The organism is Rhodovulum sp. FJ3 (assembly GCF_032918305.1).
Classification (GTDB): Bacteria; Pseudomonadota; Alphaproteobacteria; order Rhodobacterales; family Rhodobacteraceae; genus SAT37.
This window is the reverse complement of the sequence record NZ_JAWJUU010000003.1, coordinates 253,548-279,725: the sequence shown is the minus strand read 5'-3', so window position 1 is coordinate 279,725 and position 26,178 is coordinate 253,548. Positions and strand designations below refer to the sequence as shown.

Genomic DNA, 26,178 nt, shown 5'->3' with positions numbered 1-26,178 from the left:
GGTGGCGGCGCACCCGCGTTAAGGGCTGAATCGGGCCATAAACCTCAGTTTACGGGCCTAAACGGGGGGAAGATTGGGGCGTTTTTAAACCGAGGTTGAATGGTTTCTCGGCGTGGTACGTCGTTTTGATGATCACAGGCACCGGACGTGCCTTGGAGACCCAGACTATTAAATCGAGGAAAGCCACCATGATCCGCCGTTACATTGTTACCACCGGTATGGCCTGTGCCCTGACTGCTTCTGTCGCTCTTGCACAAACCACAGAGCCCGAGCCCGAACCCACCCCGCCGACCGTTCAGGAAATCGTGCAGGGCGCGGTCTCTGATCTGCAGGCGCAGGGCTATACCAACATTGAAGTCGAGGTCTCGCGCCGCGGGATCAAGGTCGAGGGCAAGACGCTGGGCAGTGAGGCCGAGCTGACCTATGACCGCGACGGCAACCTGCGCAAATCCGAAGTTACCGAAGGCCGGATCGAGACCGAAACGACCTATGACAAGGATGGCAATGTCATCAAGACCGAAAGGTCGCTGAAACGCCGCGGTGACGATGATGATCGCCGCAGTGGTCGTGACGATGATGATCATTTCGATGACCGTGATGATGATCGCGATGACCGCGACGACGACCGTGATGACCGAGACGACGACCGTGATGACCGCGACGATGACCGCGACGATCGCGATGATGATCGTGACGATCGCGATGACCGTGACGACCGTGGTGGCCGCGACCGCGACTAATCCCCAAGCGCTTGCAAAACTATGGTCTTGTCCCCCATGATATCCCCAGTATCTTGGGGGACGCCCTTTTTGGTGAGGATGTAAAAATGCGACGCAAAGCACTACGCGCGGCCTGTCTGGCGGGTGCCTTTGTCTTGGCGGCCTTTCCGGCCTTGGCCATGACGGGTGTCGAAAGCCTTGCCCAACAGCTCTCTGAACAAGGATTTACCGAGGTTCGGATGTCCAAGACATTCCTTGGCCGTGTGCGCATTCGCGCCAAAGGGCCAGGGATTGAGCGTGAAATTATCTACAACCCTGTCACTGGCGAAATCCTGCGCGATTTCTGGTCGACCAATTCGTCGGGCGAGGGCTTGACGTTGTTGAACCCGTTTGACTCAAGCAACAGCGGTAGCAGCAACAGTGGTAGCGGAAGCGGCAGTTCGGATTACGACGAATTGGACGATGCGCTGGACGATTGGGAGGACGCCCGCGACGACCGCGAAGATGAACGCGATGACCGGCGCGATGATCGTGAGGATCGCGACGACGACCGCGAGGACCGTGAGGATCGCGACAGGGATCGGGATTAAGTCCGGCAACTAGACCGGATGTTTAAACGAAGGGAGGACATGGCGTGCGCGCACCGCTGACGATTATCGCGATTTTGGTCGTTCAGTTTCTGTGCGCGGTGTTCTTTGTGTCCGATATCGTCTTTACCCTGCTGGGTATCCGCGTGCGTCCGATCAATTGGGAGGTGCGCGAACTGTTGGAAATCGGCGCGTCTTTGGGCCTGATCCTTGGTGTTGTTTTGGGCGCAATCGCCCTGCGGCGCAGTTTGCGTGAAACCGCCGTGGCACGCGAAAAGCTACAGGCCGTGTCCAGCGCCTTTATGGATCTCTTGCATCAGCGGTTTGATGAATGGGGTCTGACGCCAGCGGAAAAAGACGTCGCGATGTTCTCGATCAAGGGGTTTTCGACACAGGAAATCGCGGGCTTTCGCAATACGTCCGAGGGCACGGTCAAGGCCCAAACCAACGCCATCTATCGCAAGGCTGGGGTGAACGGGCGGGCACAGTTGCTGGGCCTGTTTATCGAGGATCTGATCGACGCACCGGCCCCTGATCAACTGTCCGAGGCCGAGCCGCCCGTGGCGTTGGCCGCCGATTAAAGTGCGTGCTGACGCAGGATGGATAGCGGTACGATCTCCAGCGCGCGTTTATGCGTCGCCTCAAGGTGGACGCGCGGGGCACAGCCCTCATCATGGGCCTGTAGGAACCGCGCGGCGCACAGACACCATTGATCCCCGGGTTTCAGGCCAGCAAAGCCAAAGGCCGGTTGCGGCGTGCTGAGGTCATTTCCGACGTATTTCGAATAGGCCAGAAATTCCGCCGTCATCACGGCGCAGACCGTGTGGCTGCCCGCGTCGGCGGCGCAGGTGTTGCAATGCCCGTCGCGAAAGAACCCCGTGACCGGATCGGATGAGCACAGCGCCAAAGGCCCGTCCAACACGTTGATTGCCTCATCCTTTTCCATGGGGGACCTTTCTAGCTGCGGAATTTGTCGACCAGTCTTTCCAGAGGGCTGCGGGTGTCCTCGGGTTCGGGCGCGGCTGCGGGTTCGGGTTTCGGTTTGGCCGCCTCACCCTTGGGGGCGCCTTTGGGGCCAGCGGTGCCCGTGGATGAGCGCGGCGGGGCCACGCGCAGGGCCACGGCATTGGTGAACTTGCCGGTATCGCCAGTCGCAAGGGCAGGGGCCCCGTCGCCAATCCCACGCAGCAGATCGTCCAGCCAGTCCTGATCGGCCTTGGCGAAATCCCCCAGAACATAGCCCGCCACGCGGTCCTTGTGCCCCGGATGGCCGATGCCCAGACGGACGCGGTGATAGTCCGCGCCGATATGCGCATGGATTGAGCGCAAGCCGTTGTGCCCCGCATGCCCGCCACCGGTTTTTACGCGGCATTTGCCGGGCGCGATGTCCAGTTCGTCGTGAAACACAACGACATCGTCAGGCGTCAGTTTGTAAAACCGCATCGCCTCGCCCACGGATTGACCGGACAGGTTCATGAAGGTTTCGGGTTTCAGCAGGACAACCTTTTCACTGCCCAAACGGCCCTCGGATACCTGTGCCTGAAACTTGGCCCGCCACGGCGCGAACCCGTGGTCCGACGCAATCTGATCCACGGCCATAAAGCCGATGTTGTGGCGGTTCTGGGCGTATTTCGCACCGGGGTTTCCCAATCCGACGAACAATCGCATGTGGCGGCTCCTTTTCCTCTTTGTGCATAGGCGATCCCGCGTCAGGGCGAAAGGGATTTGCGCGACAGAAAAGTTGACAAAAACACACAGGCTTGTCATTCCTTAGTGAAATGATCAGGATTTGCCAGCCAAACCGAAAGGACCGCACGTGATCGTCTGTCATTGCCAACACATCACCGACCGCGACATCCACGGGGCGATCAACTGGATGCGCGAGGCGGACGCCAAGGCGATTATCACCCCGCGAAAGGTCTATCGGGCCTTGGGGAAGTCGCCCGATTGCGGGTCGTGTATGTCACTTTTCCTTTCCACCATGCGCAAAAATACTAACCTAGAAGTACCGGTCGAACTGAGGGGACTTCGGCAAGCCACCGCAAGCAAAGGAAAAATCAATGCAGGGTGATCCAAAAGTTATCGAATTTCTGAACGCCGCATTGCGCAGCGAACTGACCGCGGTGTCCCAGTACTGGTTGCATTACCGTATGCAAGAGGACTGGGGCCTTGCGAAAATGGCCAAGAAGTCCCGCGAAGAATCCATTGAGGAAATGAACCACGCCGACAAATTGATCGCGCGGATCCTGTTCCTTGAGGGGCATCCGAACCTGCAAAAGCTGGACCCTCTGCGAATCGGCGAAGGCCCCAAAGAGACGCTGGAATGCGATCTGGCGGGCGAGCATGACGCGCTGACCCTCTATCGTGAGGCCCGCGATTACTGCGAGAGCGTGGGCGACACCGTGTCCAAGAACCTGTTTGAGGATCTGATCACGGACGAAGAGGGCCACGTTGATTTCCTAGAGACGCAACTGGCACTGATGGAGCGTGTGGGGCCGGAAAACTATGCCCTGTTGAACGCCGCCCCGATGGACGAGGCCGAATAGGCCAACCCGCCACATCGCGAGACAACAAAAAACGCAGGGTTTTGACACCCTGCGTTTTTCAATTCGTAAGCTAAAAGAGCGCCGATTATTCGGCTGCTTCTTCTTCGCCTTCTTCTTCCGCGTCGGCCGAACGCAGACCCGACGGGGCCGAGATGTTCGCGATGACGAAGTCACGGTCACGGATGGTCGGCTTGGCGCCTTCGGGCAGGGTCACGTCCGAGATGTGGACGATGTCGCCGATGTTCAGGCCAGCCAGATCAACGGTGATCTTCTCGGGGATGTCGCCGGCGGTCACTTCCAGCTCAACCTCGGGACGGACAACGGTCAGAACGCCACCGCGCTTGATGCCCGGTGCCGCTTCGTCGTTGATGAACTCAACGGGGATGAACAGGTTGACGCGCGAGGTGCGGCGCAGACGCATCAGGTCCACGTGGATCGGAAGGTCTTTGACAACGTCACGCTGAACGCCGCGGCAGATCACGCGCACGTCTTCGTGGCCTTCAACCTGCAGGTTGAACAGGGTCGACAGGAAGCGGCCAGCTTTCAGGCGCTTCAGCAGTTCGTTGAACTTGATGTTGATCGCGATGGGGTCTGCGCCACCACCATAAACGACACCAGGTACCAGGTTCTCACGGCGTGCTTGGCGAGCGGCCCCCTTGCCTGTCCCCGCGCGTTCCGTGGCAATAAGATCAGGAATCTGACCAGCCATGTTAATTCTCCATATGTTAGGGGCATCCTCCAAGGGTGTATGCCCGATTGAAGCCGCGCGTATAGGTCACTTTCCCCCAAAAGAAAAGCCCCAAAACACCTGTTTTACAGGGTTTGGGGCCATGAAACCGGGGTTTGCGGGTGGTTTTATTCCCACTCGCCGCTGAACCCTTTGGGGATCAGCAGGATATCGCGGTCCAGATCGCGCACCGACTTGCGGCCACACAGCGCCATCGAGGTGTCCAGTTCCTTGTGAATCACCTCAAGTGCGCGGGTCACACCCTGTTCGCCCATCGCGCCAAGGCCATAGATATAGGCGCGCCCGATGAACGTGCCGGTTGCGCCCATCGCCAGTGCCTTGAGGACGTCCTGACCGCTGCGGATGCCGCTGTCCAGATGCACCTCGATCTTGTCGCCGACCGCATCCATGATCTCGGGCAGGGCGCGGATCGCTGACAATGCGCCGTCCAACTGCCGCCCGCCGTGGTTCGAGACAACGATCGCATCCGCGCCGACACTCAGGGCCATGCGCGCGTCCTCGGCGTCCAAAATCCCCTTGAGGATCAGCTTGCCGCCCCATTGACGCTTGTATTCCTTGACCTTTTCCCAATCCAGACGCGGGTCGAACTGTTTCGCGGTCCAATCCATCAGCGACGACATATCCGCCACATCCTTGGCATGACCGACGATATTGCCGAACTGACGGCGCTTGGTGCCCAGCATGCCCATGCCCCACTGCCATTTGGTGGACAGGTTGATCATGTTGCGCAGAGTGGGTTTGGGCGGCGTGGATAGACCGTTTTTCAGGTCCTTGTGGCGTTGGCCAAGGATCTGCAGATCCAGCGTCAGAACCATGGCCGAGCATTTGGCATCCTTGGCGCGCTGGATCAGGCGGGCGATGTAATCCTCATCCCGCATGACATAGAGCTGAAACCAAAACGGTTTTTCGGTGTTTTCCGCCACATCTTCGATCGAACAGATCGACATCGTGGACAGGGTGTAGGGCACGCCGAATTTACCGGCGGCGCGGGCGGCTTTGATCTCGCCATCCGCGCATTGCATCCCCGTTAGGCCAACGGGGGCAAGGGCGACCGGCATCGCCACATCCTGTCCGATCATCTGGGTTGCGGTGCTGCGACCTTCCATATCGACGGCCACACGTTGGCGCAGCTTGATGTCCGCGAAATCGGTGGTGTTCTCGCGAAAGGTCTGTTCGGTCCAACTGCCGGTCTCGGCATAATCGTAGAACATCTTGGGCACGCGGCGTTCATAGATGCGGCGCAGGTCTTCGATACAGGTGATGACGGGCATGTTGTCGTTCCTCGGCGTATTGGTGAGGATTTGTTACCAATGAAGTTCATTCTTCGCAATCAAAACCTGCAAATTGGTCAGGTTGACCGGCCAAAGGCGGTAGTGCGGCCAAAGAAAAAGGGCCGGATGCGGTGGCATCCGACCCCTTGTAAGGTCTGGTATTCGGTGGGGATCAGGCGCTGTGCGCGCCGTCGGCCAGCGATTTCACATAGGCCAGAATATCCGCAACCGGTTGTTTTTCCTCAATCAACTTGACGATGGCCGATCCGACCACGGTGCCATCGGCAACGGCGGCGATATCACGCGCCGCGTCGGGCGTGCGGATGCCAAAGCCAACGATGATCGGCAGATCCGTGCTGGCCTTGATGCGGGCCACTTCGGGGGCGACGTCCGACGGTTTGGCCGCCGCCGCGCCGGTGATGCCGGTGATCGAGACGTAATAAACAAAGCCCGAGGTGTTTTCCAAAACCTTGGGCAGGCGTTTGTCGTCCGTCGTCGGGGTGGCCAGACGGATAAAGTTCATACCCGCCTTGGACGCGGGAATGCACAGCTCGTCGTCCTCTTCAGGCGGCAGGTCAACAACGATCAGACCGTCGATACCGGCCTCTTTGGCGTCGATCAGGAACTGGTCCACGCCACGGTTATAGATCGGGTTGTAATACCCCATCAGAACGATCGGCGTCGTGTCATCGGTTTCGCGGAACCGGCGCGCGATCTCTAGCGTGCGTTCCAGCGTCATGCCCCCGTCCAGCGCGCGTTGACCGGCCAGCTGAATGGTCGGGCCATCGGCCATCGGATCGGTAAACGGCAGGCCCAGTTCGATCACGTCCACACCTGCGGCCGGCAGACCCTTGACGATTTCCAGCGAGGTGTCGAAATCCGGATCGCCCGCCATCACATAGGACACAAAGGCTTTTTTGCCTGCGGCTTTGAGTTCGGCGAATTTGGCGTCAATGCGTGTCATGGCGTCCTCTGCGATTGGTCCAAGCGGGTTTCGCGCAAACAGCGGCGGTTTGCAACGGTTTCTGCACGGATCAGGGCCGTTTCGCGTGCGTTTGTTGGTCGCGTCCCCCGCGCAAGCACCTTGCACAGCGGCCCGCCCCCGCCTATCAAGCGCCAAGCACAGGAAAAAGGGTCTCCTCATGGGGTTCAAGACAGGTATCGTTGGTCTGCCCAACGTTGGAAAATCGACGCTGTTTAACGCGCTGACCAAAACCGCGGCTGCTCAGGCGGCGAACTTTCCGTTCTGCACGATTGAGCCGAACGTTGGCGACGTGGCCGTGCCAGACCCGCGTCTCTATCAACTGGCCGAAATCGCCGGTTCGAAACAGATCATTCCCGCGCGCATGACGTTTGTGGACATCGCCGGTCTGGTCAAAGGCGCCTCCAAGGGTGAAGGTCTGGGCAACCAGTTTCTGGCCAACATCCGTGAATGCGACGCGATTGCCCATGTGCTGCGCTGTTTCGAGGATGGCGATGTGACCCACGTTGAGGGCCGCGTCGATCCGGTGGCCGACGCCGAAACGATTGAGACCGAATTGATGCTGGCCGATATGGAAAGCATCGAAAAGCGTCTGCAGAACATCGTGCGCAAGGTGCGTGGCGGTGACAAGGAGGCGGTGCAGCAAGAGCGCCTGTTGAAACTGGCCCTCGAAACCCTTGAAGGTGGCAAGCCCGCCCGCGTGGTTGAGGTGTCCGAGGACGACCAAAAGGCGTGGGAGATGCTGCAGCTGCTGACGTCAAAACCCATCCTTTATGTCTGTAACGTCGCCGAGGATGAGGCCGCTGAGGGTAATGAGCATTCCGCCGCGGTCGCCAAAATGGCCGCCGAACAGGGTGCCGCCGCAGTGGTGATTTCCGCCAAGATCGAAGAAGAGATCAGCCAGTTGGACGGCGAAGAGGCCGAGATGTTCCTCGGCGAGCTGGGTCTGGAAGAGGCCGGTTTGGATCGTCTGATCCGCGCGGGCTATACCCTGCTGGACCTGCAAACCTATTTCACCGTTGGCCCGAAAGAGGCCCGCGCATGGACCATCCCGACCGGATGCTATGCCCCGCAGGCCGCAGGAGTCATCCACGGCGATTTCGAACGCGGCTTTATCCGTGCCGAAACCATTGCCTTTGACGACTTCGTCGCCAATGGCGGTGAGACCGGCGCCAAAGACGCGGGCAAGATGCGCGCCGAGGGCAAGGGCTATGTCGTCAAGGACGGTGACGTCATGCACTTCCTCTTTAACGCCTGATCCGCATTACAGAGTTCTGGAAAACGGCCCGTCGCAACGGGCCGTTTTTTGTTGTGGATTTGGTTGCGCCACAAAATCCGTCGACAAATTCCATTCCCGAACGAAAAACGGCTTGTGTCCCCGAAAACTAGCCGATAGTACCGGCGGCGGAGACGTGGCCGAGTGGTCGAAGGCGCTCCCCTGCTAAGGGAGTAGGCGGGAAACCGTCTCGAGGGTTCGAATCCCTTCGTCTCCGCCACTTATCTCATTTAGATGGCTGATAGGTCTGAAGAATAGCTGTTCCAGCGCGCTGTTCTTCCCTGACAAATTCCCCCGTAGAATTGATCAATGTTTGTGAAAATGCGTCGGACCGCCTTGCGGTGTTCCGGTTCATATCGGAACGCAAATGAAAAGGGGCGGTCGCCGTGTGGCGCCGCCCCTTTTGCGTTTGTTCCGGCTGGCTTAGGCCGTGGTCTGGTAGACAGGGAAGATGCTGAATTCGCCGTAGTCCTTGATCTTTTCGGCGGATTTGAGTGTTTCCATATCCTCGTCCGAGATCACGAAATCCACTGCCGCGTTGCTTTCCATATGCGACGGGGTCTGGGTTTTCGGCAGCGGCACAAGGCCAAGCTGGAGGCAGTAGCGGATCGCCAGTTGCGGGACCGAGACGCCATAGCTTTCGGCCATCTTGGCGACCGCTTCGTTCTTCATCAGCTCGCCATGGCCCATGGGGGAATAGGCCTCAACCACGATGCCCTTGTCCTGACAATAGTCGATCAGCTCAAACGGTGTGTTCGAGATGTGGGCGAGGATCTGGTTGACCATCGGTTTGACGGTGCCGTTTTCGATCAGGTTGTCGAGATCGGTTTTCTCAAAGTTGGACACGCCAATGGCCTTGAGCTTGCCCGCCTCGTAGGCCTCTTCCAGCGCTTTCCACGCGGCGAGGTTGCCTTCGGCATAGTCGTCGTCGCCGTGGAACTCTTCCCACGGTTTCGGGCTGTGGATGATGATCAGGTCGATGTAATCCAGACCCATCAGGTCCAGCGAGCCGTCGATGGCGGCTTTGGCCTCTTCGTAGGATTTGATCTCGGCGGCCAGCTTGGTGGTCACGAAGATCTCGCTACGATCTACGCCGCACTCGCGGACGCCTTCGCCAACGCCGCGCTCGTTCGCGTAGGCCTGTGCAGTGTCGATGTGACGATAGCCCAGAGCGATGGCTTTTTTGACCGCATCGGCGGCCTTGTCGTCTTCGATCATCCACGTGCCGTAGCCCAGTTTCGGGATCTTCACGCCGTTTTCGAGGGTGTATGTTTCGTTCAGCATTGTCTTTCCTTTTGCGTCTCACCGCGGTTGCGGCCTCGCCGTCGATTTAGGGACGGCAGGCGCGCTGGATAATTGGTGTAAAATTGATGCCACTCATGAAGAGGGGCCATAAATGGATCAGCCGGCGTAATCTTCGTCCGTGACCTTTTCGAGCCACGACACAGCCTCGCCGTTGACGGCTTCCTGAATGGCGTAGTGGCTCATGGCGGTGTCGGGGGACGCGCCGTGCCAGTGCTTTTCGCCTGCGGGGAACCAGACGGTGTCGCCTGCGGTGACCTCTTCGACGGGGCCGCCTTCGCGCTGAACGCGGCCTTTGCCAAAGGTGATCACGATGGTTTGGCCCGCCGGATGCGTGTGCCATGCGGTGCGCGCGCCGGGTTCAAACGTGACGTGAGAGCCCGATACGGTGGAGGGCGCTTCGGTCTGGAACACGGGGTCCACACGGACGGTGCCGGTGAACCAGTCTTCGGGACCCTTCATGGAGGGGTTTGAGCCTGCTCGGGTGATTTTCATCGGTCGTTCCTTTCGGTCGTCTGCGGCGCTCAGCCGCGTAGTTTTTCAAATCGGTATGTCAGGGCCGCACCGCCCGGTTGGACATAGGCCAGTTCAACGGTCGCCATGGCAAAGGGTTCGATGAACCGCGCATTGCCAAGCCCGCCTGTCTCCAGCGGCTCAAAGCCGATATCGCGGATCAATTCGCCCGCGATCTCTTTGGCCTGTTGGTCATCGCCATAGGTAAAGGTCTGGGGCGGTTCGCCCGTGCCCTTGAGGGCAAAGGCGGGGTGAAAGCTCTCTGACGGGTTGGTGTTGAAACACGACACCCAGCGGGCCTTGGGGCGGAGACGGGCAAGTGTTTCCGCGCCCGAGTCCGTGGTGCCGATGACCAATTGCGAGTTGGCGTCGTTGAGAGGCAACGAGCAGTTCAAGACCGGCAAACCATCCAGGTCGCCCGCCTGATCAAGCACGTCCTCGACCCGCGACCAATGAACGGCCAACAGGGCCGCGTCCGCACCGTTCAGTGCGTCGGCGACGCTGCCCCAACGGGCGCCCGCATCACGGGCGAGACGTTCCAAGTTGGAGTCTGATCGCGCATAGGCAAAACACACATCATGTCCGCACTGCGCCCAGATCGCGCCAAGCTTTGCCCCCATCAGGCCAGAGCCAAGAATGGCCAGTTTCATCCCGTGTCTCCTTAGTTTCGGCTCTCGAAGACCTGTTTGGCGACAGGCAGCGCCGAGAAGACTTTGGGCCAGCCCGTGTAGAACGCAAGATGCGATAGCATACCGCTTGCCTCTGCCTGGCTAAGGCCATTGTCCATGGCGCGGTTCAGATGAAAGCTCATTTGCTCGGGCTGACCTGCCGCGATCAAGGCCGCCACGGTAATGAGCGAGCGGTCACGCGCCGCCAGATCCGCGCGCAGCCAGAGATCACGGAACAGCACATCGCGGGTGTGGTCCACGACGCCTTGGCTGACGTCGCCATAATTGCCTTGGACGAGGGATTCACGCGCGGCCTCGGCCTCTTCATTCAGGGGCAAAAGATCGGTCGTTGCGCCGGGCAGGTCGGCTGTTGAAATCCCGCGTGCGGCAAAGACCTGCGCAGCGGCCTCAGCGGCCGCAACGGCATTTTCTAGGCCCGTGTAAAAGGCCAGATGGGTGATGGTTTCAGACAGTTCGGACGCGGTGACACCGGCATCCAAGGCAAGCGTCAGATACCGTTCCAACGCCTCGGTTTCATGGCGGGTCAGCGCGGCGGCAAAGGTCACAAGCGCACGGTCGCGCGGGGCCAGCGTATCGTTTGACCACTCATCGTTAAACAGGGCGTCGCCGACATAGGCCTCAAGCGCGGGCGCCACTTTCCCGACGCTTTCGGGCAGGCTGGCAGAGAGGTCTTGTGCAAAGGCGGACGTGCTCAGAACGGCGAATGCTGCGGCTGTTGCTGCGGTTTTCATCATGGGCTCCTGTTGCTGTGTTAAACAACAGATGGGCCCGACCGCAGGAACAGTTAATGCCCGAATTGATCACCCCACATATGAGCCACTTGCATTAATCGTTGTGATTAAGCGCGTTCACGCAGTGCGTCGAGCACCACGGTGAAGGCGGACGATGGTCTCTGGCGGCTGGGATAAAACAGGTGAAACCCCGCAAAATAAGGGGAAAACTCGCCCAAACACAGGGTCAGTTGCCCTGCGTCGAGATGGGCCTGCGCAAGCCGCTCCGGCACAAGCGCCAAGCCATGCCCATCCACGGCCGCGCGCAGCACAGGGTTGATGGTGTTAAAGCACGCCTGCCCAGTGACCTTGACGTTGATCTCGGTCCCGTCCTCCTCTTCGAACTCCCACGCATAAAGCGCGCCATGGTTCGAAAGGCGCAGGTTGATGCAGCGATGATCGACCAGATCTTTGGGATGCGCGGGCGTACCATTCGCGTCAAAGTAGGACGGCGCGCCAACGCAAATCATCCGCTCATCCGGGCCGATGCGCGTGGCAATCATCCCGTCGCTGACCTGATCCCCGTATCGCACCCCCGCATCGCATTGCGAGGACGCCAGATCGGTATAGCCATAGTCCATATCGAACTCGACATTAACCATCGGATATTGCTTGAGCACGGGCGACAGCTTGGGCCAGAGGATCGTCTCAATGGCGTATTCCGTCGCCGCAATGCGCACTGTGCCTTTGGGGGCGCCTTGGCTGTCGTTCAGCGCTTGCAGACGGTTCTCGATTTTCTCAAAGCAGGGGGACAGGGTCGCGAGCAAATCCTCGCCCTCAAGTGTCGGGGCAACTGTCCGCGTGGTGCGCGTCAACAGGCGCAACCCAAGCCGTTGCTCAAGCGATTTGATCGTGTGGCTAAGCGCAGACTGCGACACGTTCAAACGCGCCGCAGCCTTGGTGAAACTGCGTTCCTCGGCCACGGCGGCAAAGGCAATCAGATCGTTGATGTTGTCGCGTATCATAAGCTGGGCCGCCGTCGAAGCTATTGTTACCATTGGTGTTCGCTCCGAATATAACGGCCGGATTTATGAAGTCGACGCATGAAAGGTCAGTCCTGCAGGTATTCTGCGTCCGAGACAGGGCCGCCCCAAGTCACCGCCGCGCCGTCAACGCCCGCCTGAATGGCATAGTGCGTGAGAGAGGTCGTATCGGTCGCCCCGTGCCAGTGCTCGACACCCGGCGGGCACCAGACCACGTCGCCTGCTTGGATCACCTGACGCGGGTGGCCGCGCTCTTGGGTCCAGCCCGTGCCATGGGTGATCACAAGCATCTGGCCGGCGGGGTGGGTGTGCCAGTTCGACCGCGCCCCCGGAAGAAAGGTGACTTCGCCGGCGCTTACGTCATTCATCTTGGGGGCGAAGACCGGCGAAACATAGGCCGTGCCGGTAAAGGTCTCGGAACTGCCGATCATTCCGGCGCGATCCTCATGGTGGGTGATTTCGACGGATTGGGCGTGGGCCGCCCCCGTGATCGAAAGGGCGGCAAGGGTCGTGAAAACTGTGTGTTTCATTGGTCATCCTCTGCTGTGTCATTCGTCTCACCCCAAGACCTAGGGCAGGGGGCTCGCCGCATCATGGGGGATGCCCTCACGCCATTCATGATCTGCCCTCATGAATGATGTGCAGCGTTTCGCGATTATCCTCGCCGCAACTTGCACCACATTGGAAAGAGACAACAAACACAGGAGATCCTCAGAATGTGCGACGCTTGTACATCAACAGCCGAAATCCTCACCCGTCATGGCCAGAGCCGCCGCGCCCTTCTTGCGGGCGGTGTGGCCGCCGCAGCCGCCCCCGCAATCATCCCCGCGAGCGCCCGCGCGCAAGCCGCGCCGGCCTCTTTGGCGGCAAGTGATGTGCAGGCTTGGGCCGCGACCGACACCTCTTTGACGTTCACCCCGTTCACCATCAATCGCCGCGCGGCGGGGCCCAAAGACGTCGTGATCGACATCATGTACAGCTCGATTTGCCACTCCGATATCCACAGCGTCAACGGCGACTGGGGGGCGGTGAATCAGCCTGTGGTGCCGGGTCATGAGATGATTGGCCGCGTAGTCAGCACCGGCGCGGATGTCATCAAGTTTCGCGAAGGCGACATTGCAGGCGTCGGCACCATGGTCGACAGTTGCGGCACGTGCGAGAACTGTGTCGCTGACCTAGAGCAATACTGTCTGAACGGTACCACCTTTACCTATGGTTCCGAGGACAAGGTCTCGGGCGGTGTGACCTATGGCGGCTATTCCAAACGGATCGTCGTGGACGAGGATTACGTGCTGCGCATCCCGCCGGGGATGGACCTTGCGGGGGCGGCCCCGTTGCTGTGCGCGGGCATCACCACCTTTTCCCCGATCAACACGTGGGATTTGCAGCCGGGTCAGCGCTATGGCGTGATCGGCATGGGTGGTCTGGGCCATATGGCCGTGAAGCTGGCCGCCGCCAAAGGCGCCGAGGTCATCGTTTTCACCACCTCTGAGGACAAAATCGAAGACGCCAAAGCCTTTGGCGCAACCGAGGCCTACCTGTGGTCGGACGAGGAGGCCATGGGCGCGCTGCGCGGTAGCTTTGATCTGATGCTCTCGACCGTGCCTGTTGGATATCAGATGCAGCCGTTTTTGAATCTGCTGAAACTCGACGGCACGCTGGTAAACGTCGGCGCGCTGGGCATGCTCGAAGGTCCCTCTGGCATGGCTATGGCCTTTGGTCGGACGCGGCTGGCGGGTTCCATGACGGGTGGCATCGCAGAAACGCAGGCCGTGATCGACTTTGCCGCCAAGCACGGGATCGCAGCCAGCTACGAGATGATCACCCCCGACCAGATCGGTGCCTCCTGCGAAAAGGTGGCAAGCAAAAAGGCCCGCTATCGCTATGTCATCGACATGACCGCAGCCTAGTGCGTAGGGTCGGGGCGCATAGCCCCGACCAGTTTACCATGTTCAAAACCACTCTTTTCTCCGCTCTTTTCCTTGCTCAGGCCGCTGTCGCCGAAGGACCGTCCATGACCGCCATCATCTTCATCACCGACGCCGAAACCCTGCACGCCACGCTCGACGATACGCCCTATGCCCGCGAATTCGCCGCGATGCTGCCGTTGGAGATGGAGTTCAGCGATTATCACGGCGTGGAAAAGGTCGCGGACCTCCCGCACAAGTTGGATACCTCCGCCGCGCCCACAAGCTATGAGCCCACGACCGGCGATATCACCACCTACGCGCCGTGGGGGAACCTCGCGCTCTTCTACAAACCGTTTTCCAACTCACGCGGCTTGGTGCGGCTTGGCGAATTTGACGCGGCATCAAGGTCGAAATTAACCACTTTGGAAGGGCGCGTTCGGATCGAAGTGTCCGAGTGATCGGGCGTAGCCCCACCGCGGTCAGCAATTCGGGCACCGGCATTGGCAAAGTCGTCTGGCCCAAGCCGCGCTGCTTGCCGTCTTTTTTGTCTTTACTAGAGGTTTGGGCAGTTTGGGGATGAGGCAGTGGCATCGGGTCAAAGCGAACACGAGGTCCGGGCCATGTCCAGCATATGCCAGAGGCAGGTCACTCACTGACAAAATTACGAAAAACAATCTGCCTCTGGGCGAGTGGGTGTTGTCCACTCTTCAATGCTCAGGCCAAGTACTGAAACACGCCTGAAAACTGGAACTGAGGCTGGCGTACTATCCAAAAGGATGTATTTCTGTCGCCTTGGCGATAGTTGCTGCGCTTTCCGGTCTGACGGCGCTGATTTTCATTTTTATCATCCCGCGTGACAAAAAATCGCCCAATTTGATGGCGATTTGCAAATATCTCAATTCCTGATTGTTTACACTTTTATGAAATTGTCGCGTCGGTGATCAATTTCTGTAATCAAGGCGACATTTGCACCTGTCATGCTGGCTATCGTGAACTGGCGTTTTGACGACAATGCATTTTTCGGGGTGGGGCCACGGCCTACATCCATGGGAGGTATTATGAGCCACGGATTTAGCGCCGGTGGGCTAAGCCGCCGCAGTTTCATCAAAGGGACGGCAGGGGCGGTCGCGGTGACGATTTCTCCGGTTGGGCGGGGTGCGGGTATGGGGGCAACAGCCGCCAGCGCGGCGACCCTCGGCACCGCAGGTGTCGCGACACAGCGGATTGAAGGCGTGGCCAAGGTCACGGGAGAAAAGATATTTGCCCGCGACTTTTACCCACGCGACATGGCGAACTGGCCGCAGGATAAGGGCCTCGCCTATGCGTATTTCGTCAACGCCACCTCAACCACGCGCCCGTTTTTGTCGGTCAACATGGACATGCTGGGCGATCTCCAGAGCAAGGTTCAACTGTTCTACGGCAATGACCTAAGCCCGTCGATGCGTCAGCCCGTTTTGACCGCGCGACGCGACTTGCATCTGGACGAACGGATCGCCGCAGAAGAGGCCAAAGAGGCGGCCGCGAGCGCCAAACTGACCTCGGGGGATGGATCATTTGACCGCCCCGACAGTCTGGAGTTTGATCTGATCGTTCAACCCGGCGCACAGCCCGATTTTCTGGGGCAGGCAGTGGCCCTGCTGGTGTGTGAAGATTTCAAAACCTTCAAGGCCGTCAAAAAGCTGATCCAGTTTCAGGATGACGCGTTTCAGAATTACGCGGATGAAATCGGTCCGAACCCCGATGGCGGCAAGGTGTTCCGCCCGCTGACGAACTATGTCAAAAACGGCGATTTTTCCTACGCCACGGCCGATCCTGACACGTATGAGCAGGACTCGATGACACAGGCCGACGACATCCAAAGCTGGATATCCACGCAATCCGACATCAGCTCGGCCGCGTTGGACAGCGAGATGGCCGCGATGGACCCGATGTTCATGGAGCCTGAGACGGGTATGGCCTTTCTCGACACTTCGGGCACGGGCACGTTGAACGTTGTTCTGGGCACGCAATCCCCCGATCATGACGTGGCCGATATGGTCTCGATGTATGGGTCGAGCGACAGCCCCAGCAAAGTCGCGACCGTCAATTTGCAAAGCTGTTACCCCGGTGGCGGATTTGGCGGGCGGGACAAGTCGCCGTTCTCCCTGATGCTGGCCCTTGCGGCGGGGATGTCGCCGGACAAGCCGATCCGTCTGGAACTGGACCGTTATCAGCAATTCCAGACAGGCCTGAAACGCCACGCGTGCAAGGTTGAGGGATCGCTTTACGTCGATGATGACAAGAAAATTCAGGCCATCATCACAAAAATGGCCTTTGACGGGGGCGGGCGTAAGAACCTAAGCCCCTATGTCGCCAACCTTGCCGGTCTGTGCATCGGCGGCAGCTACAAGGTGCCCCGCGCCAACATCAAGGCCAATGCCTATCAGTCCCAGAATGTTCCGGGCGGGTCGCAACGCGGTTTTGGCGGTCCACAGGCGTTTTTCGCAATCGAAACCGCGCTGGATGTCATCGCAAGCAGCAAAGGCTGGGACCCGTTCGACCTGCGCCGTGCGAACCTTGTGGACATGCGCGACACCACGGTTGTGGGCGGGCCGATTGATCAGGTGCTGCGCCTGTCGCATATGCTTGATCTGGCTGAGGAACATCCCCTGTGGAAGGCGCGGCGCGCGGGCAAACGCGCCCATGCCGCCGATGGGCGTCTCTACGGCACCGGCATGGCGATGTCGCTGCAGGCCTACGGGACCAGTGGCGATGGCGTTGTCGCGGCTGTGAAGATTGAGCGTGATGGTTCCATCACCGTCGAAACGGATGCGGTTGATATGGGCAACGGGTCGGCAACGACCCTTGGGGTAGTGGTCGGGCCGATCATCGGGGCGAATGCGGATCGGGTGACCCCGGGCGATTATCATCTGTTCCCCAAGACCCAGATGCTTGAGGGCACCCACCAACCAGACGGCGTTGTCGCGGATTGGTCCAACCCGAAATGGACGCCCAAGGGGGTCGGGTCATCCTCGGCCTGTCTGACCGGTCTGCATCAGGTCAACGTGACCCAACAGACCGCCGAGGCCCTGATGCGGATTGCGGTTTTGCCTGCGGCGGCGATCCTGTGGGGCATGGCGGTCGTCCACCCCGATCAGGCCTATTGGCAGGACGGTCTGCTGCACAGCACCAATCCGGTCAAGCCTCTGTTGCACATGTCCGAGCTGGCCAAGGTCATGTACAAAAACAACATGCCGACCGGTGTTCTGGGTCATGCGTTTTTCCAAGGCGACTGGGCCAAGGGGACGTTCACCATCAACGGCGAGGCCACTGAATTTGAGCTGGACGGTCTGGCGGTCTACACGGGTGCAAACGAGACGCCCGAGCCAATCTGGCGCACATCTGTCGTCCAACCGCCCGCAGACGCGGGGCGGTGGTCGCGCAGCACGTGGGCCCCCTGCGTCAACGTCGTTTCGGTGTCGGTCGATCCGACCACCTATGATGTGCGGGTCGAAAATGTCCTGAGCGTGCTAAACGCGGGACGTCTGCATGTGCCCGAACTGGTCTCGGGGCAGAGTCAGGGGGGCGTGGCCATGGCCATCGGTTACACCCTGATGGAGGACGCGAAACCGGGGCCAGAGGGTCCGGCGGATGGCAAATGGAACCTTGATCAATACCATGTTCCACGGTTCTCGGACGTGCCTCTGGGCGATCAGATCACCGCAGGCGAGCGGGCGCAGGAACTGATCCATGTTCAGCCGTTGCTGGGCGAAAAAGCCGCCGGTCGCGGTATCGCCGAGGCGGTGATGTGCTCCATCCCGCCCGCCATTGCAAACGCCCTTTACGACGCGATTGGCGTGCGGTTCAGATCGCTGCCGATCACACGGGACGACATTAAAAAGGCGCTGGGATAATGACGATTTCATTTACGATTAACGGCACCTCTCACACGGTTGATGATGATCAAGCCGAGGATCGCCTGATTGATTACCTGCATGTGGACAAGGGACTGACGGGCACGAAACTGTGCTGTGGGATCGGGGTGTGTCGCGCCTGTACGGTGGCGATGAAACGGCCCGGATCGCCGGTGGAAACGCCGATCATTGCCTGTTCGACCGCCCTTGGCACCTTGAACAATTGCGACATTCGCACGGTTGAGGGCGTCGCGGAAAACGGGCAACTGACCGCGCTGCAGGAAAAGTTCCTGACCGAGTTTTCGTTCCAATGTGGCTATTGCACGCCGGGGTTCGTGATGGCGGCGACGATGATGCTGGACGGGTTAGACCCGACCACCACCACGGTCGATGATCTGCCCGACCTGATCAACAACGCGGTGGGCGATCACATCTGCCGATGTACCGGCTACGTGCGCTATTACAACGCGATCTATCAGGTGGCGTCGGACGCCCTGAGCGCCGCGCAGGGAGGGCAATAAGATGCTGCGAGTTTCTGCGATCCTATTGGCGCTGGGCCTGTCTGCGCCCGCCGCGTTTGCGGATGATTTCGACACCTACGCGCAGGCCTGTAAACAGGCGGTGGGCGATCTGCCCCCGATCAGTTGCGCCGATGGTGTGCCGGTCCCGATCACGGTCGATGGCCATACGCCCAGCAGCTATAGCAAAGACATGACGTGTGATCGCCCCGGGTTGCTGGCGAACGGCGACACTTCGGACGGGCAATGCGTGCCTTATTCACGCATTTTGAACCTGTCCAACGACACGATGCAGGTGTCGGTGATGTGCCGTCAGAAAACCATCCGCGATGAGACGTCCAGCACCTATGACGAAATCGACGTCATCGCCCATAATCCGCAGACCGGCGCGACCTGCTGGTTCATGGCCAAGGACGAAGAGGCGGGCGGTGTCAGTGGCGAAAACGTCCCGTCCCCGACCGAGGGTCAGGCGGATTTCTGGGCCGATTTGTCGGATGTGCTGGCCGAGGGCTGTGGCAATTGCCATGACAACGATCCCTTTATGTATAGCCCATTTGTCGGGCAGGTTCTGGATCATGTGCCCTCAAACCCCTTGGGACCCTATTACCATGTCGATGCGGGTTCGGGCTTTTCCGGCTGGCCGTTGTCGCATTTCGATTTGCCCGACAACACCTGCACGGGATGCCACCGGATCGGCGTCAACGAGACCTGTAATGAACTGGCGCGGTTTATGACGGGCAAGACGACTCCGCCCGGTTCTGATGCATTTGCCAGTGCATTTCCCGGAAATACCACCATGCCGCCGCTTCATGGCTTGTCTCAGGAACAATGGGACGCAACATATGGGGCGTCTCTTGACCAAGTGTTAAAGTGTTGCAGTGCACCTGATGATGCATCCTGTCGCGTTACGCCAATTTTTGGATCCAAATGAAAGCAAGTCTACAATTCCCGCAAATCCTGCGCTCGGACATCCTGAGCGATCTGCCCTCTGACCTGCGTGAGGACATTCTGGACCAATGTGCGATCCGTGTGTTCCGGCGTGGTCAGTTCATCCTGCGACAGGGCGAACGGTCCGAGGGTCTCTATTTTGTGGCGCACGGGTTGGTGCAGATTTCACAGACCAGTCCCGATGGCGAGGTGACGGTGATCCACCACGCAGGACCGGGCGAAACCATGGGCGAGGTTGAGGCGATCGCGGACCGGCCCTGTGTCGCGGATTGCATGGCGACGGTGGATGCGACGGTTCTGCTCTATCCGACGCCGTTGCTGTTTTCGGCGGTGGGGAACAAGGTGTTCCTGCGCAACATCATGCGGGTCAATCACACCCGTCTGGAGCGGGACAATGCGTCCAAACACATGGTGACGTTTTCGACCGTGGAACAACGTCTGTGCACCTGTCTGTTGCAACTGGCGGGGCGCGATGGCGAAATCACTCGGAACCAGAGCTATATCGCCGATGCGGTCGGATGCTCGCGTCAGTCGGTGAACAAGGAACTGTCGCGGCTCAAAGAGCGCGGGCTGTTGGTCACGGAAAAACGGGTCATTCGCCTGATCGACATGCCCGGCTTGCGCGCGCTTGCCCAAGGGGTCGAAGATGCGGACGCCCCCGCCGAGCCAAGTGCGAACGCCCCTGATGCCCCCACACCCGCGGCCGAAACGGCAGAGGTCAACCAATAGATTATTTCTATCAATTGACGGAAATACGATATTGATTGGCTATTGAAAACCGCGTACCCCCGCAGAAAATGCGGAGGTACCCATGAGCGCGCGCCAGGCCACGCCCAGCACAGACGACATCACCACCATCATCGCACCTCTGACGGACCTTGAGGGGCCGTTGTTGCCGATGCTGCACGCGCTGCAGGATCAGTACGGTCTGATCCCCGACGCGGCGGTGCCGGTTCTGGCCGAGACCCTGAACATCGGGCGTGCCGAAGTGCATGGCGTGATCAGCTTTTACCACGATTTCCGCACCAACCCCGTGGGCCGTCACGTGATCAAGATCTGCCGGTCCGAGGCCTGTCAGGCCGTGGATGGCGGCGCGCTGGGTCAACGCGTTCTGGACCTCTTGGGTCTTGATTGGGGCGGGACAACCGCCAATGGCGCCGTGACGGTCGAGCCCGTGTATTGCCTTGGCATGTGCGCCTGTGCGCCCGCGTTGATGGTCGACAAAACTGTCCATGGCCGCGTCGATGAGGCCAAGATCGAAACCATCCTGCAGGAGGTCGGCGCATGAAAATCTACGTCCCTTGCGATAGCGCGGCCAAGGCCCTTGGGGCCGATGCGGTCGCCGCCGAAATTCAGGCACAGGCCGCCGCGCGCGGTATCGACATCACGTTGGTGCGCAACGGCACGCGCGGCATGATCTGGCTGGAGCCGCTGGTCGAGGTCGAGGGCCCGAATGGCCGCATCGCCTATGGTCCGATGACGCCCGCCGATGTGCCCCACCTGTTTGGTGACGAAACCGAATGCGATTGCTATCTGGGCCTGACTGATGACCTGGATTGGATGCGCCGCCAGACCCGTCTGACCTTTGCGCGTTGTGGGGTGATCGACCCTCTGTCGATCGACGATTATCGCGCGCATGGCGGGTTCGCCGGTCTGCAGCGCGCCCTTGGCATGGGGGCCGAGGCGATCGTGGATGAGGTCAAGCAATCCGGCCTGCGCGGTCGCGGCGGCGCGGGCTTTCCGACGGGGATCAAATGGGACACGGTGCGTCTGGCCCATGCGCCCAAGAAATACATCGTTTGCAACGCCGATGAGGGCGACAGCGGCACCTTTGCCGACCGTATGATCATGGAGGGCGATCCGTTTTCCCTGATCGAGGGGATGATCATCGCGGGTCTGGGCGTCGGCGCGGACAAGGGATATGTCTATCTGCGCTCGGAATATCCCGATGCGATTGCGACCATGACCCGCGCGGTCGAACTGGCCCGTGTGGCGGGGGTTCTTGGCGCGTCTGTTCTGGGGCAGGGGTCCGCGTTTGACATCGAGATCCGCGCGGGCGCAGGCGCCTATGTCTGTGGCGAGGAAACCTCGCTGCTCAATTCGCTAGAGGGCCGTCGCGGGATCGTTCGCGCCAAACCGCCCTTGCCCGCGCTTGAGGGGTTCTTGGGTCGCCCGACGGTCGTGAACAACGTGATCTCGCTGGCCACTGTGCCGGTGATCTTTGAAAAAGGCGCGGCGCATTATGCCGATTTCGGCCTCGGCCGGTCGCGGGGCACCATGCCGATCCAGATCGCGGGCAATGTCGCGCGCGGCGGTCTGTTTGAAACGGCGTTCGGGATGCCCCTTGGCGATCTGGTCAATGACATTGGCGGCGGCACGGCCTCGGGTCGTCCGGTCAAGGCGGTACAGGTCGGCGGACCTCTGGGCGCCTATATGGCACCGGACAAGTTCGACACGCCCTTCGGGTATGAGGAATTCGACGCCAAGGACGCCCTGATCGGGCACGCCGGTGTCGTGGTGTTTGACGAAGGCGCGGATATGCTGGGCCTTGCGCGGTTCGCGATGGAATTCTGCGCCGTGGAAAGCTGTGGCAAATGCACGCCCTGCCGGATCGGCGCGGTGCGCGGCGTCGAAACCATCGACCGGATCGCGTCGGGGGATGCCTCGGCGGTGCCGCTGTTGCGCGATCTGTGTGACACGATGCGGGACGGCTCCCTCTGTGCACTCGGCGGGTTTACGCCGTTTCCGGTGATGTCCGCCCTGAATGCTTTCCCCGAGGAATTCGCCGCCCAAACGCAGGAGGCCGCAGAATGAAAGACCTGATTATCCCTTGGAGCGATGACCGCGATCTGGGCACGCCTGCCGCCCATGGCGCGCCTGTGGACCTGACGATTGACGGCGTTGCGGTGACGGTTCCCGCCGGTACATCCGTGATGCGCGCCGCCGCGCTTGCGGGGGGCGAGGTGCCAAAGCTCTGCGCGACGGATAGTGTTGAGGCGTTCGGGTCCTGCCGTCTGTGCGTTGTGGAAATCGAGGGCCGTCGCGGCACGCCTGCGTCCTGTACCACGCCGGTTTCGGCGGGGATGGTGGTGCACACACAGACGTCCAAATTGCAGAAACTGCGCCGCGGCGTGATGGAGCTGTATATCAGCGATCACCCGCTGGACTGTCTGACCTGTGCGGCGAATGGCGATTGCGAATTGCAGGACATGGCCGGTGCCGTGGGTCTGCGCGATGTGCGCTATGAGGCCCCCGCCGATGCGCCTATGGCGACCCATTTCGCGACCCGCGCGGGCGATCAGCCGAACCCGCAATACATCCCCAAAGACGACAGCAATCCCTATTTCACCTATGATCCGGCGAAATGCATCGTCTGTTCGCGCTGTGTGCGTGCCTGTGAAGAGGTGCAAGGCACCTTTGCCCTGACGATTGAGGGACGCGGGTTTGACAGCCGCGTGTCGGCGGGCGCATCGGGCGATGATTTCCTGTCCTCTGATTGCGTCAGCTGTGGTGCCTGCGTGCAGGCCTGTCCGACCGCGACGTTGCAGGAAAAATCGGTGATCGAATTGGGCACGCCGCAACGGTCCGTCGTGACGACCTGCGCCTATTGCGGCGTGGGCTGCTCGTTCAAAGCGGAACTGAACGGTGATCAACTGGTCCGCATGGTGCCGTTTAAAAACGGTCAGGCCAACCGTGGTCATTCCTGCGTCAAAGGGCGCTTCGCCTATGGCTATGCCACCCATCAGGACCGCATCCTGAACCCGATGATCCGCGACAGCATCGATGAGCCGTGGCAAGAGGTTAGCTGGGATGAGGCGTTGAGCTTTGCCGCGAAACGGATGCGCGGACTGCAGGACAAATACGGCCAGAAGAGCATCGGCGTGATTACGTCCAGCCGCTGTACCAACGAAGAAACCTATCTGGTGCAAAAGCTGACCCGCGCGGTGTTTGGCAACAACAACACCGACACCTGCGCGCGTGTGTGCCATTCGCCGACTGGTTACGGCTTGGGGCAGACCTTTGGCACCTCGGCCGGCACTCAGGATTTCGACAGTGTCGCCGCCGCCGATGTGGTGATCGTGATCGGCGCGAACCCGACCGATGGTCATCCCGTCTTTGCCAGCCGTTTGAAGAAACGTCTGCGCCAAGGGGCCCAGTTGATCGTGATCGACCCGCGCCGCATTGATCTGGTGAAATCGCCCCATATCCGCGCTGCGCATCACCTGCCGCTGCGTCCGGGGACGAACGTCGCCGTGGTGACTGCGCTGGCGCATGTGATCGTGACCGAGGGCCTGTTTGACGAGGCGTTTATTCGCGAACGCTGTGATTGGGACGAGTTTCAGGAATATGTCGAGTTCGTCCGCGATCCGCGCCATGCGCCCGAGGCGGTTGAACTGCTGACCGGTGTGCCTGCGGCGGACCTGCGCGCCGCCGCGCGTCTATTCGCGACGGGGGGCAACGGGGCGATCTATTATGGTCTGGGCGTTACCGAACATTCCCAAGGGTCGACCACGGTGATGGGCATCGCGAACCTTGCCATGCTGACCGGCAACGTCGGGCGCAACGGCGTGGGCGTGAACCCCCTGCGCGGTCAGAACAACGTTCAAGGTAGCTGTGACATGGGGTCCTTCCCGCATGAGCTGCCCGGGTATCGCCATGTGAAATCGCCCGAGGTGCGCGCGATTTTCGAAAAGGTCTGGGGCGTGTCCATCGATCCTGAACCCGGTCTGCGCATCCCCAATATGCTGGACGCCGCGGTCGAGGGTACGTTCAAGGGCCTCTATTGTCAGGGTGAGGACATCCTGCAATCCGATCCCGACACCAAACACGTGTCCGCCGGTCTGGCCGCGATGGAATGCGTGATCGTGCATGACCTATTCCTGAACGAAACCGCGAATTATGCGCATGTGTTCCTGCCCGGTTCGACCTTCCTCGAAAAGGACGGGACGTTCACCAACGCGGAACGTCGCATCAACCGCGTGCGCAAGGTCATGGCCCCGCGCAACGGCTATGAAGACTGGGAAGTGACCCAGATGTTGGCCAATGCGATGGGGGCGGGGTGGACCTATACCCATCCCTCGCAGATCATGGATGAAATCGCCGCGACCACGCCCAGCTTTGCCAATGTGGATTACGCGACGCTGGAAGAGCGCGGTTCGATCCAATGGCCCTGTAACGAGGATGCGCCCGATGGGACACCGTTGATGCATGTGGACGGGTTTGTGCGTGGCAAGGGGCGGTTCATCGTCACCGAGTATGTCGCCACGGATGAACGCACCGGTCCGCGCTTCCCATTGTTGCTGACAACGGGTCGTATCCTGTCGCAATACAACGTCGGCGCACAGACACGGCGCACCGAAAACACCGTTTGGCATGATGAGGACCTGTTGGAAATCCATCCCAACGACGCCGAATTGCGCGGTGTGCGCGATGGCGACTGGATCCGTCTGGCCAGCCGCTCGGGCGAGATCAGCCTGCGCGCCAAGATCACTGATCGCGTAAGCCCCGGTGTAGTTTACACCACCTTCCATCACCCAGACACGCAAGCCAACGTCGTGACCACCGACTATTCGGATTGGGCCACGAACTGTCCCGAATACAAGGTGACGGCGGTTCAGGTCAGCCCATCGAACGGTCCCAGCCAGTGGCAACAGGACTATGACGAGATGGCCACGCGGTCGCGCCGTGTTCTGCCAGCCGCCGAATAAGGGCGCGGGGATGGTCGCGCCTGTGACCTCATGGCCGGTGCGCCGTGTCGGGCGGGGGGATCCGTCCGCGTCGCGCGCCGTGCCCGCCGAGGTGCCTGTGGCCATCGTGGTGCACGGGTCGACCTTGGCCGTCATGATGGCGACGCCCGAGGATATCGGCGATTTCGCGGTCGGGTTTTTGTTGGGTGAGGGGGTGATCACCTCTCTGGCCCAAGTGCGGGAACGCGAGGTCGTCCCGCATGAAGGCGGGATCGAGGCGCGGTTTTGGCTGACCAATGATCGCGCCGAAATGATTGAGGAACGCCGCCGCGCGATGGTCGGACCCGTGGGCTGTGGTCTGTGCGGGATCGACAGTCTGGATCAGGCGATCCGCCCGCTGCCGACATTGCCCCCCGCCGCTTGGTCGATGTCCGTGGACGTCATCGCAGGCGCGCCCGATCAATTGCGCGCGGCCCAGCCGCTTCAGGACCAGACCCGCGCGGTTCACGCGGCGGGTTTCCTGACGCCCAACGGTGACATGGTCCTGACCCGCGAGGATGTCGGGCGCCACAACGCCCTCGATAAGCTCCTTGGCGCGATGGCCTTGGCCGATATGGACCCGACGCGGGGCGCGGTCGTGATGACCTCACGCCTGTCGGTTGAACTGATTCAAAAGGCCGCGTTTTCCGGTGTGGGGATGCTGATCTCCGTTTCTGCCCCTACGGCGGCTGCCCTATCCGCCGCAGAGGACTGTGGCCTGTCCATCGTTGCCCATTGCCGCGACGGCGCCTTCGATATCTACACCCATCCCCAGCGTATCCAGAGTGAGGTCTGAC

Annotated in this window: 27 protein-coding genes and 1 tRNA gene; 17 read left to right on the top strand and 11 right to left on the bottom strand. The window is 60.3% G+C overall.

The window, feature by feature from the left end:
• Positions 1 to 188 precede the first annotated feature (188 nt).
• The 3 genes from R1W00_RS10435 (at position 189) to R1W00_RS10425 (ending at position 1,887) form a co-directional block, all read left to right on the top strand.
• Complete coding sequence (locus tag R1W00_RS10435) at positions 189 to 740, top strand: hypothetical protein (RefSeq protein ID WP_317262678.1); 552 nt, start codon at positions 189 to 191, stop codon at positions 738 to 740.
• Positions 741 to 826: 86 nt separating this feature from the next.
• Positions 827 to 1,309 carry a hypothetical protein gene (locus R1W00_RS10430; RefSeq protein WP_317262677.1) on the top strand — a complete coding sequence of 161 codons (483 nt, stop codon included), beginning with the start codon at positions 827 to 829 and terminating at the stop codon, positions 1,307 to 1,309.
• Positions 1,310 to 1,353: 44 nt separating this feature from the next.
• Positions 1,354 to 1,887 carry a helix-turn-helix transcriptional regulator gene (locus R1W00_RS10425; protein WP_317262676.1) on the top strand — a complete coding sequence of 178 codons (534 nt, stop codon included), beginning with the start codon at positions 1,354 to 1,356 and terminating at the stop codon, positions 1,885 to 1,887.
• Here the strand turns inward: R1W00_RS10425 and R1W00_RS10420 are convergent.
• Both R1W00_RS10420 and pth read right to left on the bottom strand, forming a co-directional pair.
• Positions 1,884 to 2,252: a DUF2237 domain-containing protein gene (locus R1W00_RS10420; protein WP_317262675.1), complete on the bottom strand. Its 369-nt coding sequence runs from the start codon at positions 2,250 to 2,252 to the stop codon at positions 1,884 to 1,886. The two genes, R1W00_RS10425 and R1W00_RS10420, sit on opposite strands and share 4 nt — an antisense overlap.
• Positions 2,253 to 2,263: 11 nt before the next feature.
• A complete protein-coding gene (gene pth / locus R1W00_RS10415; RefSeq protein WP_317262674.1) occupies positions 2,264 to 2,974 on the bottom strand; it encodes an aminoacyl-tRNA hydrolase in 711 nt (236 codons plus the stop codon).
• A gap of 148 nt (positions 2,975 to 3,122) precedes the next feature.
• Between pth and R1W00_RS10410 the strand changes: the two genes are divergently transcribed.
• Together R1W00_RS10410 and bfr are read left to right on the top strand one after the other, a co-directional pair.
• Positions 3,123 to 3,377, top strand: coding sequence for a bacterioferritin-associated ferredoxin (locus tag R1W00_RS10410; RefSeq protein ID WP_317262920.1), 255 nt, complete (start codon positions 3,123 to 3,125; stop codon positions 3,375 to 3,377).
• Entirely contained in the window at positions 3,367 to 3,852 is a 486-nt protein-coding gene (gene bfr / locus R1W00_RS10405; RefSeq protein ID WP_317262673.1) for a bacterioferritin, read from the top strand. The genes R1W00_RS10410 and bfr overlap by 11 nt, the downstream gene beginning before the upstream one ends.
• A gap of 85 nt (positions 3,853 to 3,937) precedes the next feature.
• Here the strand turns inward: bfr and R1W00_RS10400 are convergent, their stop codons facing one another.
• From R1W00_RS10400 to trpA, 3 genes are all read right to left on the bottom strand, one after another.
• Positions 3,938 to 4,561 carry a 50S ribosomal protein L25/general stress protein Ctc gene (locus tag R1W00_RS10400; RefSeq protein WP_317262672.1) on the bottom strand — a complete coding sequence of 208 codons (624 nt, stop codon included), beginning with the start codon at positions 4,559 to 4,561 and terminating at the stop codon, positions 3,938 to 3,940.
• Between the two features lie 146 nt (positions 4,562 to 4,707).
• Complete coding sequence (locus R1W00_RS10395) at positions 4,708 to 5,871, bottom strand: alpha-hydroxy acid oxidase (protein ID WP_317262671.1); 1,164 nt, start codon at positions 5,869 to 5,871, stop codon at positions 4,708 to 4,710.
• Positions 5,872 to 6,043: 172 nt separating this feature from the next.
• Positions 6,044 to 6,835, bottom strand: a complete 792-nt coding sequence (trpA, locus tag R1W00_RS10390; RefSeq protein ID WP_317262670.1) for a tryptophan synthase subunit alpha — start codon at positions 6,833 to 6,835, stop codon at positions 6,044 to 6,046.
• A 178-nt stretch (positions 6,836 to 7,013) separates the two neighbouring features.
• On the opposite strand from trpA, the gene ychF reads away from it, so the two are divergent.
• Together ychF and R1W00_RS10380 are read left to right on the top strand one after the other, a co-directional pair.
• Positions 7,014 to 8,111, top strand: a complete 1,098-nt coding sequence (ychF, locus tag R1W00_RS10385) for a redox-regulated ATPase YchF (protein ID WP_317262669.1) — start codon at positions 7,014 to 7,016, stop codon at positions 8,109 to 8,111.
• Positions 8,112 to 8,259: 148 nt separating this feature from the next.
• Positions 8,260 to 8,349 (top strand) — tRNA-Ser (locus tag R1W00_RS10380).
• 203 nt (positions 8,350 to 8,552) lie between these two features.
• Here R1W00_RS10380 and R1W00_RS10375 read toward each other — a convergent pair.
• The 6 genes from R1W00_RS10375 to R1W00_RS10350 all read right to left on the bottom strand — a co-directional run bounded on the left by R1W00_RS10375 (position 8,553) and on the right by R1W00_RS10350 (position 12,916).
• Positions 8,553 to 9,413, bottom strand: coding sequence for an aldo/keto reductase (locus R1W00_RS10375; RefSeq protein WP_317262668.1), 861 nt, complete (start codon positions 9,411 to 9,413; stop codon positions 8,553 to 8,555).
• A 117-nt stretch (positions 9,414 to 9,530) separates the two neighbouring features.
• Positions 9,531 to 9,926: a cupin domain-containing protein gene (locus R1W00_RS10370; protein WP_317262667.1), complete on the bottom strand. Its 396-nt coding sequence runs from the start codon at positions 9,924 to 9,926 to the stop codon at positions 9,531 to 9,533.
• A gap of 29 nt (positions 9,927 to 9,955) precedes the next feature.
• Positions 9,956 to 10,594, bottom strand: coding sequence for an NADPH-dependent F420 reductase (locus R1W00_RS10365; protein ID WP_317262666.1), 639 nt, complete (start codon positions 10,592 to 10,594; stop codon positions 9,956 to 9,958).
• 11 nt (positions 10,595 to 10,605) lie between these two features.
• On the bottom strand, positions 10,606 to 11,364 hold the full coding sequence (locus tag R1W00_RS10360; protein WP_317262665.1) for a carboxymuconolactone decarboxylase family protein: 759 nt from the start codon (positions 11,362 to 11,364) through the stop codon (positions 10,606 to 10,608).
• Between the two features lie 107 nt (positions 11,365 to 11,471).
• On the bottom strand, positions 11,472 to 12,401 hold the full coding sequence (locus R1W00_RS10355) for a LysR substrate-binding domain-containing protein (RefSeq protein ID WP_317262664.1): 930 nt from the start codon (positions 12,399 to 12,401) through the stop codon (positions 11,472 to 11,474).
• 53 nt (positions 12,402 to 12,454) lie between these two features.
• Positions 12,455 to 12,916, bottom strand: a complete 462-nt coding sequence (locus R1W00_RS10350) for a cupin domain-containing protein (protein WP_317262663.1) — start codon at positions 12,914 to 12,916, stop codon at positions 12,455 to 12,457.
• Positions 12,917 to 13,102: 186 nt separating this feature from the next.
• On the opposite strand from R1W00_RS10350, the gene R1W00_RS10345 reads away from it, so the two are divergent.
• The 10 genes from R1W00_RS10345 (at position 13,103) to fdhD (ending at position 26,177) form a co-directional block, all read left to right on the top strand.
• The gene (locus R1W00_RS10345; protein ID WP_317262662.1) at positions 13,103 to 14,296 is read left to right on the top strand and encodes an NAD(P)-dependent alcohol dehydrogenase; all 1,194 of its coding nucleotides are present in this window, start codon (positions 13,103 to 13,105) and stop codon (positions 14,294 to 14,296) included.
• 104 nt (positions 14,297 to 14,400) lie between these two features.
• On the top strand, positions 14,401 to 14,754 hold the full coding sequence (locus R1W00_RS10340) for a cyclophilin-like fold protein (RefSeq protein WP_317262661.1): 354 nt from the start codon (positions 14,401 to 14,403) through the stop codon (positions 14,752 to 14,754).
• Between the two features lie 600 nt (positions 14,755 to 15,354).
• Positions 15,355 to 18,189 carry a xanthine dehydrogenase family protein molybdopterin-binding subunit gene (locus R1W00_RS10335; protein WP_317262660.1) on the top strand — a complete coding sequence of 945 codons (2,835 nt, stop codon included), beginning with the start codon at positions 15,355 to 15,357 and terminating at the stop codon, positions 18,187 to 18,189.
• Positions 18,189 to 18,710: a (2Fe-2S)-binding protein gene (locus tag R1W00_RS10330; protein ID WP_317262659.1), complete on the top strand. Its 522-nt coding sequence runs from the start codon at positions 18,189 to 18,191 to the stop codon at positions 18,708 to 18,710. The genes R1W00_RS10335 and R1W00_RS10330 overlap by 1 nt, the downstream gene beginning before the upstream one ends.
• A gap of 1 nt (position 18,711) precedes the next feature.
• The gene (locus R1W00_RS10325; protein ID WP_317262658.1) at positions 18,712 to 19,638 is read left to right on the top strand and encodes a hypothetical protein; all 927 of its coding nucleotides are present in this window, start codon (positions 18,712 to 18,714) and stop codon (positions 19,636 to 19,638) included.
• Positions 19,635 to 20,384, top strand: a complete 750-nt coding sequence (locus tag R1W00_RS10320) for a Crp/Fnr family transcriptional regulator (RefSeq protein WP_317262657.1) — start codon at positions 19,635 to 19,637, stop codon at positions 20,382 to 20,384. The genes R1W00_RS10325 and R1W00_RS10320 overlap by 4 nt, the downstream gene beginning before the upstream one ends.
• 82 nt (positions 20,385 to 20,466) lie before the next feature.
• Positions 20,467 to 20,943, top strand: a complete 477-nt coding sequence (locus R1W00_RS10315) for a formate dehydrogenase subunit gamma (RefSeq protein WP_317262656.1) — start codon at positions 20,467 to 20,469, stop codon at positions 20,941 to 20,943.
• Complete coding sequence (locus R1W00_RS10310; RefSeq protein ID WP_317262655.1) at positions 20,940 to 22,469, top strand: formate dehydrogenase beta subunit; 1,530 nt, start codon at positions 20,940 to 20,942, stop codon at positions 22,467 to 22,469. Before R1W00_RS10315 ends, R1W00_RS10310 begins: the two co-directional genes overlap by 4 nt.
• Positions 22,466 to 25,363: a formate dehydrogenase subunit alpha gene (fdhF, locus tag R1W00_RS10305; protein ID WP_317262654.1), complete on the top strand. Its 2,898-nt coding sequence runs from the start codon at positions 22,466 to 22,468 to the stop codon at positions 25,361 to 25,363. The genes R1W00_RS10310 and fdhF overlap by 4 nt, the downstream gene beginning before the upstream one ends.
• Positions 25,314 to 26,177 carry a formate dehydrogenase accessory sulfurtransferase FdhD gene (gene fdhD, locus R1W00_RS10300; protein ID WP_317262653.1) on the top strand — a complete coding sequence of 288 codons (864 nt, stop codon included), beginning with the start codon at positions 25,314 to 25,316 and terminating at the stop codon, positions 26,175 to 26,177. Before fdhF ends, fdhD begins: the two co-directional genes overlap by 50 nt.
• The last annotated feature ends 1 nt before the right edge of the window (position 26,178 follow it).

What these genes read in the sequence shown, in the direction of transcription:
- R1W00_RS10435 (WP_317262678.1), top strand. Translation starts at nt 189, where the DNA reads ATGATCCGCCGTTACATTGTTACCACCGGTATGGCCTGTGCCCTGACT.
- R1W00_RS10430 (WP_317262677.1), top strand. Translation starts at nt 827, where the DNA reads ATGCGACGCAAAGCACTACGCGCGGCCTGTCTGGCGGGTGCCTTTGTC.
- R1W00_RS10420 (WP_317262675.1), bottom strand. Translation starts at nt 2,252, where the DNA reads ATGGAAAAGGATGAGGCAATCAACGTGTTGGACGGGCCTTTGGCGCTG.
- pth (WP_317262674.1), bottom strand. Translation starts at nt 2,974, where the DNA reads ATGCGATTGTTCGTCGGATTGGGAAACCCCGGTGCGAAATACGCCCAG.
- bfr (WP_317262673.1), top strand. Translation starts at nt 3,367, where the DNA reads ATGCAGGGTGATCCAAAAGTTATCGAATTTCTGAACGCCGCATTGCGC.
- R1W00_RS10400 (WP_317262672.1), bottom strand. Translation starts at nt 4,561, where the DNA reads ATGGCTGGTCAGATTCCTGATCTTATTGCCACGGAACGCGCGGGGACA.
- R1W00_RS10395 (WP_317262671.1), bottom strand. Translation starts at nt 5,871, where the DNA reads ATGCCCGTCATCACCTGTATCGAAGACCTGCGCCGCATCTATGAACGC.
- trpA (WP_317262670.1), bottom strand. Translation starts at nt 6,835, where the DNA reads ATGACACGCATTGACGCCAAATTCGCCGAACTCAAAGCCGCAGGCAAA.
- ychF (WP_317262669.1), top strand. Translation starts at nt 7,014, where the DNA reads ATGGGGTTCAAGACAGGTATCGTTGGTCTGCCCAACGTTGGAAAATCG.
- R1W00_RS10375 (WP_317262668.1), bottom strand. Translation starts at nt 9,413, where the DNA reads ATGCTGAACGAAACATACACCCTCGAAAACGGCGTGAAGATCCCGAAA.
- R1W00_RS10370 (WP_317262667.1), bottom strand. Translation starts at nt 9,926, where the DNA reads ATGAAAATCACCCGAGCAGGCTCAAACCCCTCCATGAAGGGTCCCGAA.
- R1W00_RS10365 (WP_317262666.1), bottom strand. Translation starts at nt 10,594, where the DNA reads ATGAAACTGGCCATTCTTGGCTCTGGCCTGATGGGGGCAAAGCTTGGC.
- R1W00_RS10360 (WP_317262665.1), bottom strand. Translation starts at nt 11,364, where the DNA reads ATGAAAACCGCAGCAACAGCCGCAGCATTCGCCGTTCTGAGCACGTCC.
- R1W00_RS10355 (WP_317262664.1), bottom strand. Translation starts at nt 12,401, where the DNA reads ATGGTAACAATAGCTTCGACGGCGGCCCAGCTTATGATACGCGACAAC.
- R1W00_RS10350 (WP_317262663.1), bottom strand. Translation starts at nt 12,916, where the DNA reads ATGAAACACACAGTTTTCACGACCCTTGCCGCCCTTTCGATCACGGGG.
- R1W00_RS10345 (WP_317262662.1), top strand. Translation starts at nt 13,103, where the DNA reads ATGTGCGACGCTTGTACATCAACAGCCGAAATCCTCACCCGTCATGGC.
- R1W00_RS10340 (WP_317262661.1), top strand. Translation starts at nt 14,401, where the DNA reads ATGACCGCCATCATCTTCATCACCGACGCCGAAACCCTGCACGCCACG.
- R1W00_RS10335 (WP_317262660.1), top strand. Translation starts at nt 15,355, where the DNA reads ATGAGCCACGGATTTAGCGCCGGTGGGCTAAGCCGCCGCAGTTTCATC.
- R1W00_RS10330 (WP_317262659.1), top strand. Translation starts at nt 18,189, where the DNA reads ATGACGATTTCATTTACGATTAACGGCACCTCTCACACGGTTGATGAT.
- R1W00_RS10325 (WP_317262658.1), top strand. Translation starts at nt 18,712, where the DNA reads ATGCTGCGAGTTTCTGCGATCCTATTGGCGCTGGGCCTGTCTGCGCCC.
- R1W00_RS10320 (WP_317262657.1), top strand. Translation starts at nt 19,635, where the DNA reads ATGAAAGCAAGTCTACAATTCCCGCAAATCCTGCGCTCGGACATCCTG.
- R1W00_RS10315 (WP_317262656.1), top strand. Translation starts at nt 20,467, where the DNA reads ATGAGCGCGCGCCAGGCCACGCCCAGCACAGACGACATCACCACCATC.
- R1W00_RS10310 (WP_317262655.1), top strand. Translation starts at nt 20,940, where the DNA reads ATGAAAATCTACGTCCCTTGCGATAGCGCGGCCAAGGCCCTTGGGGCC.
- fdhF (WP_317262654.1), top strand. Translation starts at nt 22,466, where the DNA reads ATGAAAGACCTGATTATCCCTTGGAGCGATGACCGCGATCTGGGCACG.
- fdhD (WP_317262653.1), top strand. Translation starts at nt 25,314, where the DNA reads ATGACGAGATGGCCACGCGGTCGCGCCGTGTTCTGCCAGCCGCCGAAT.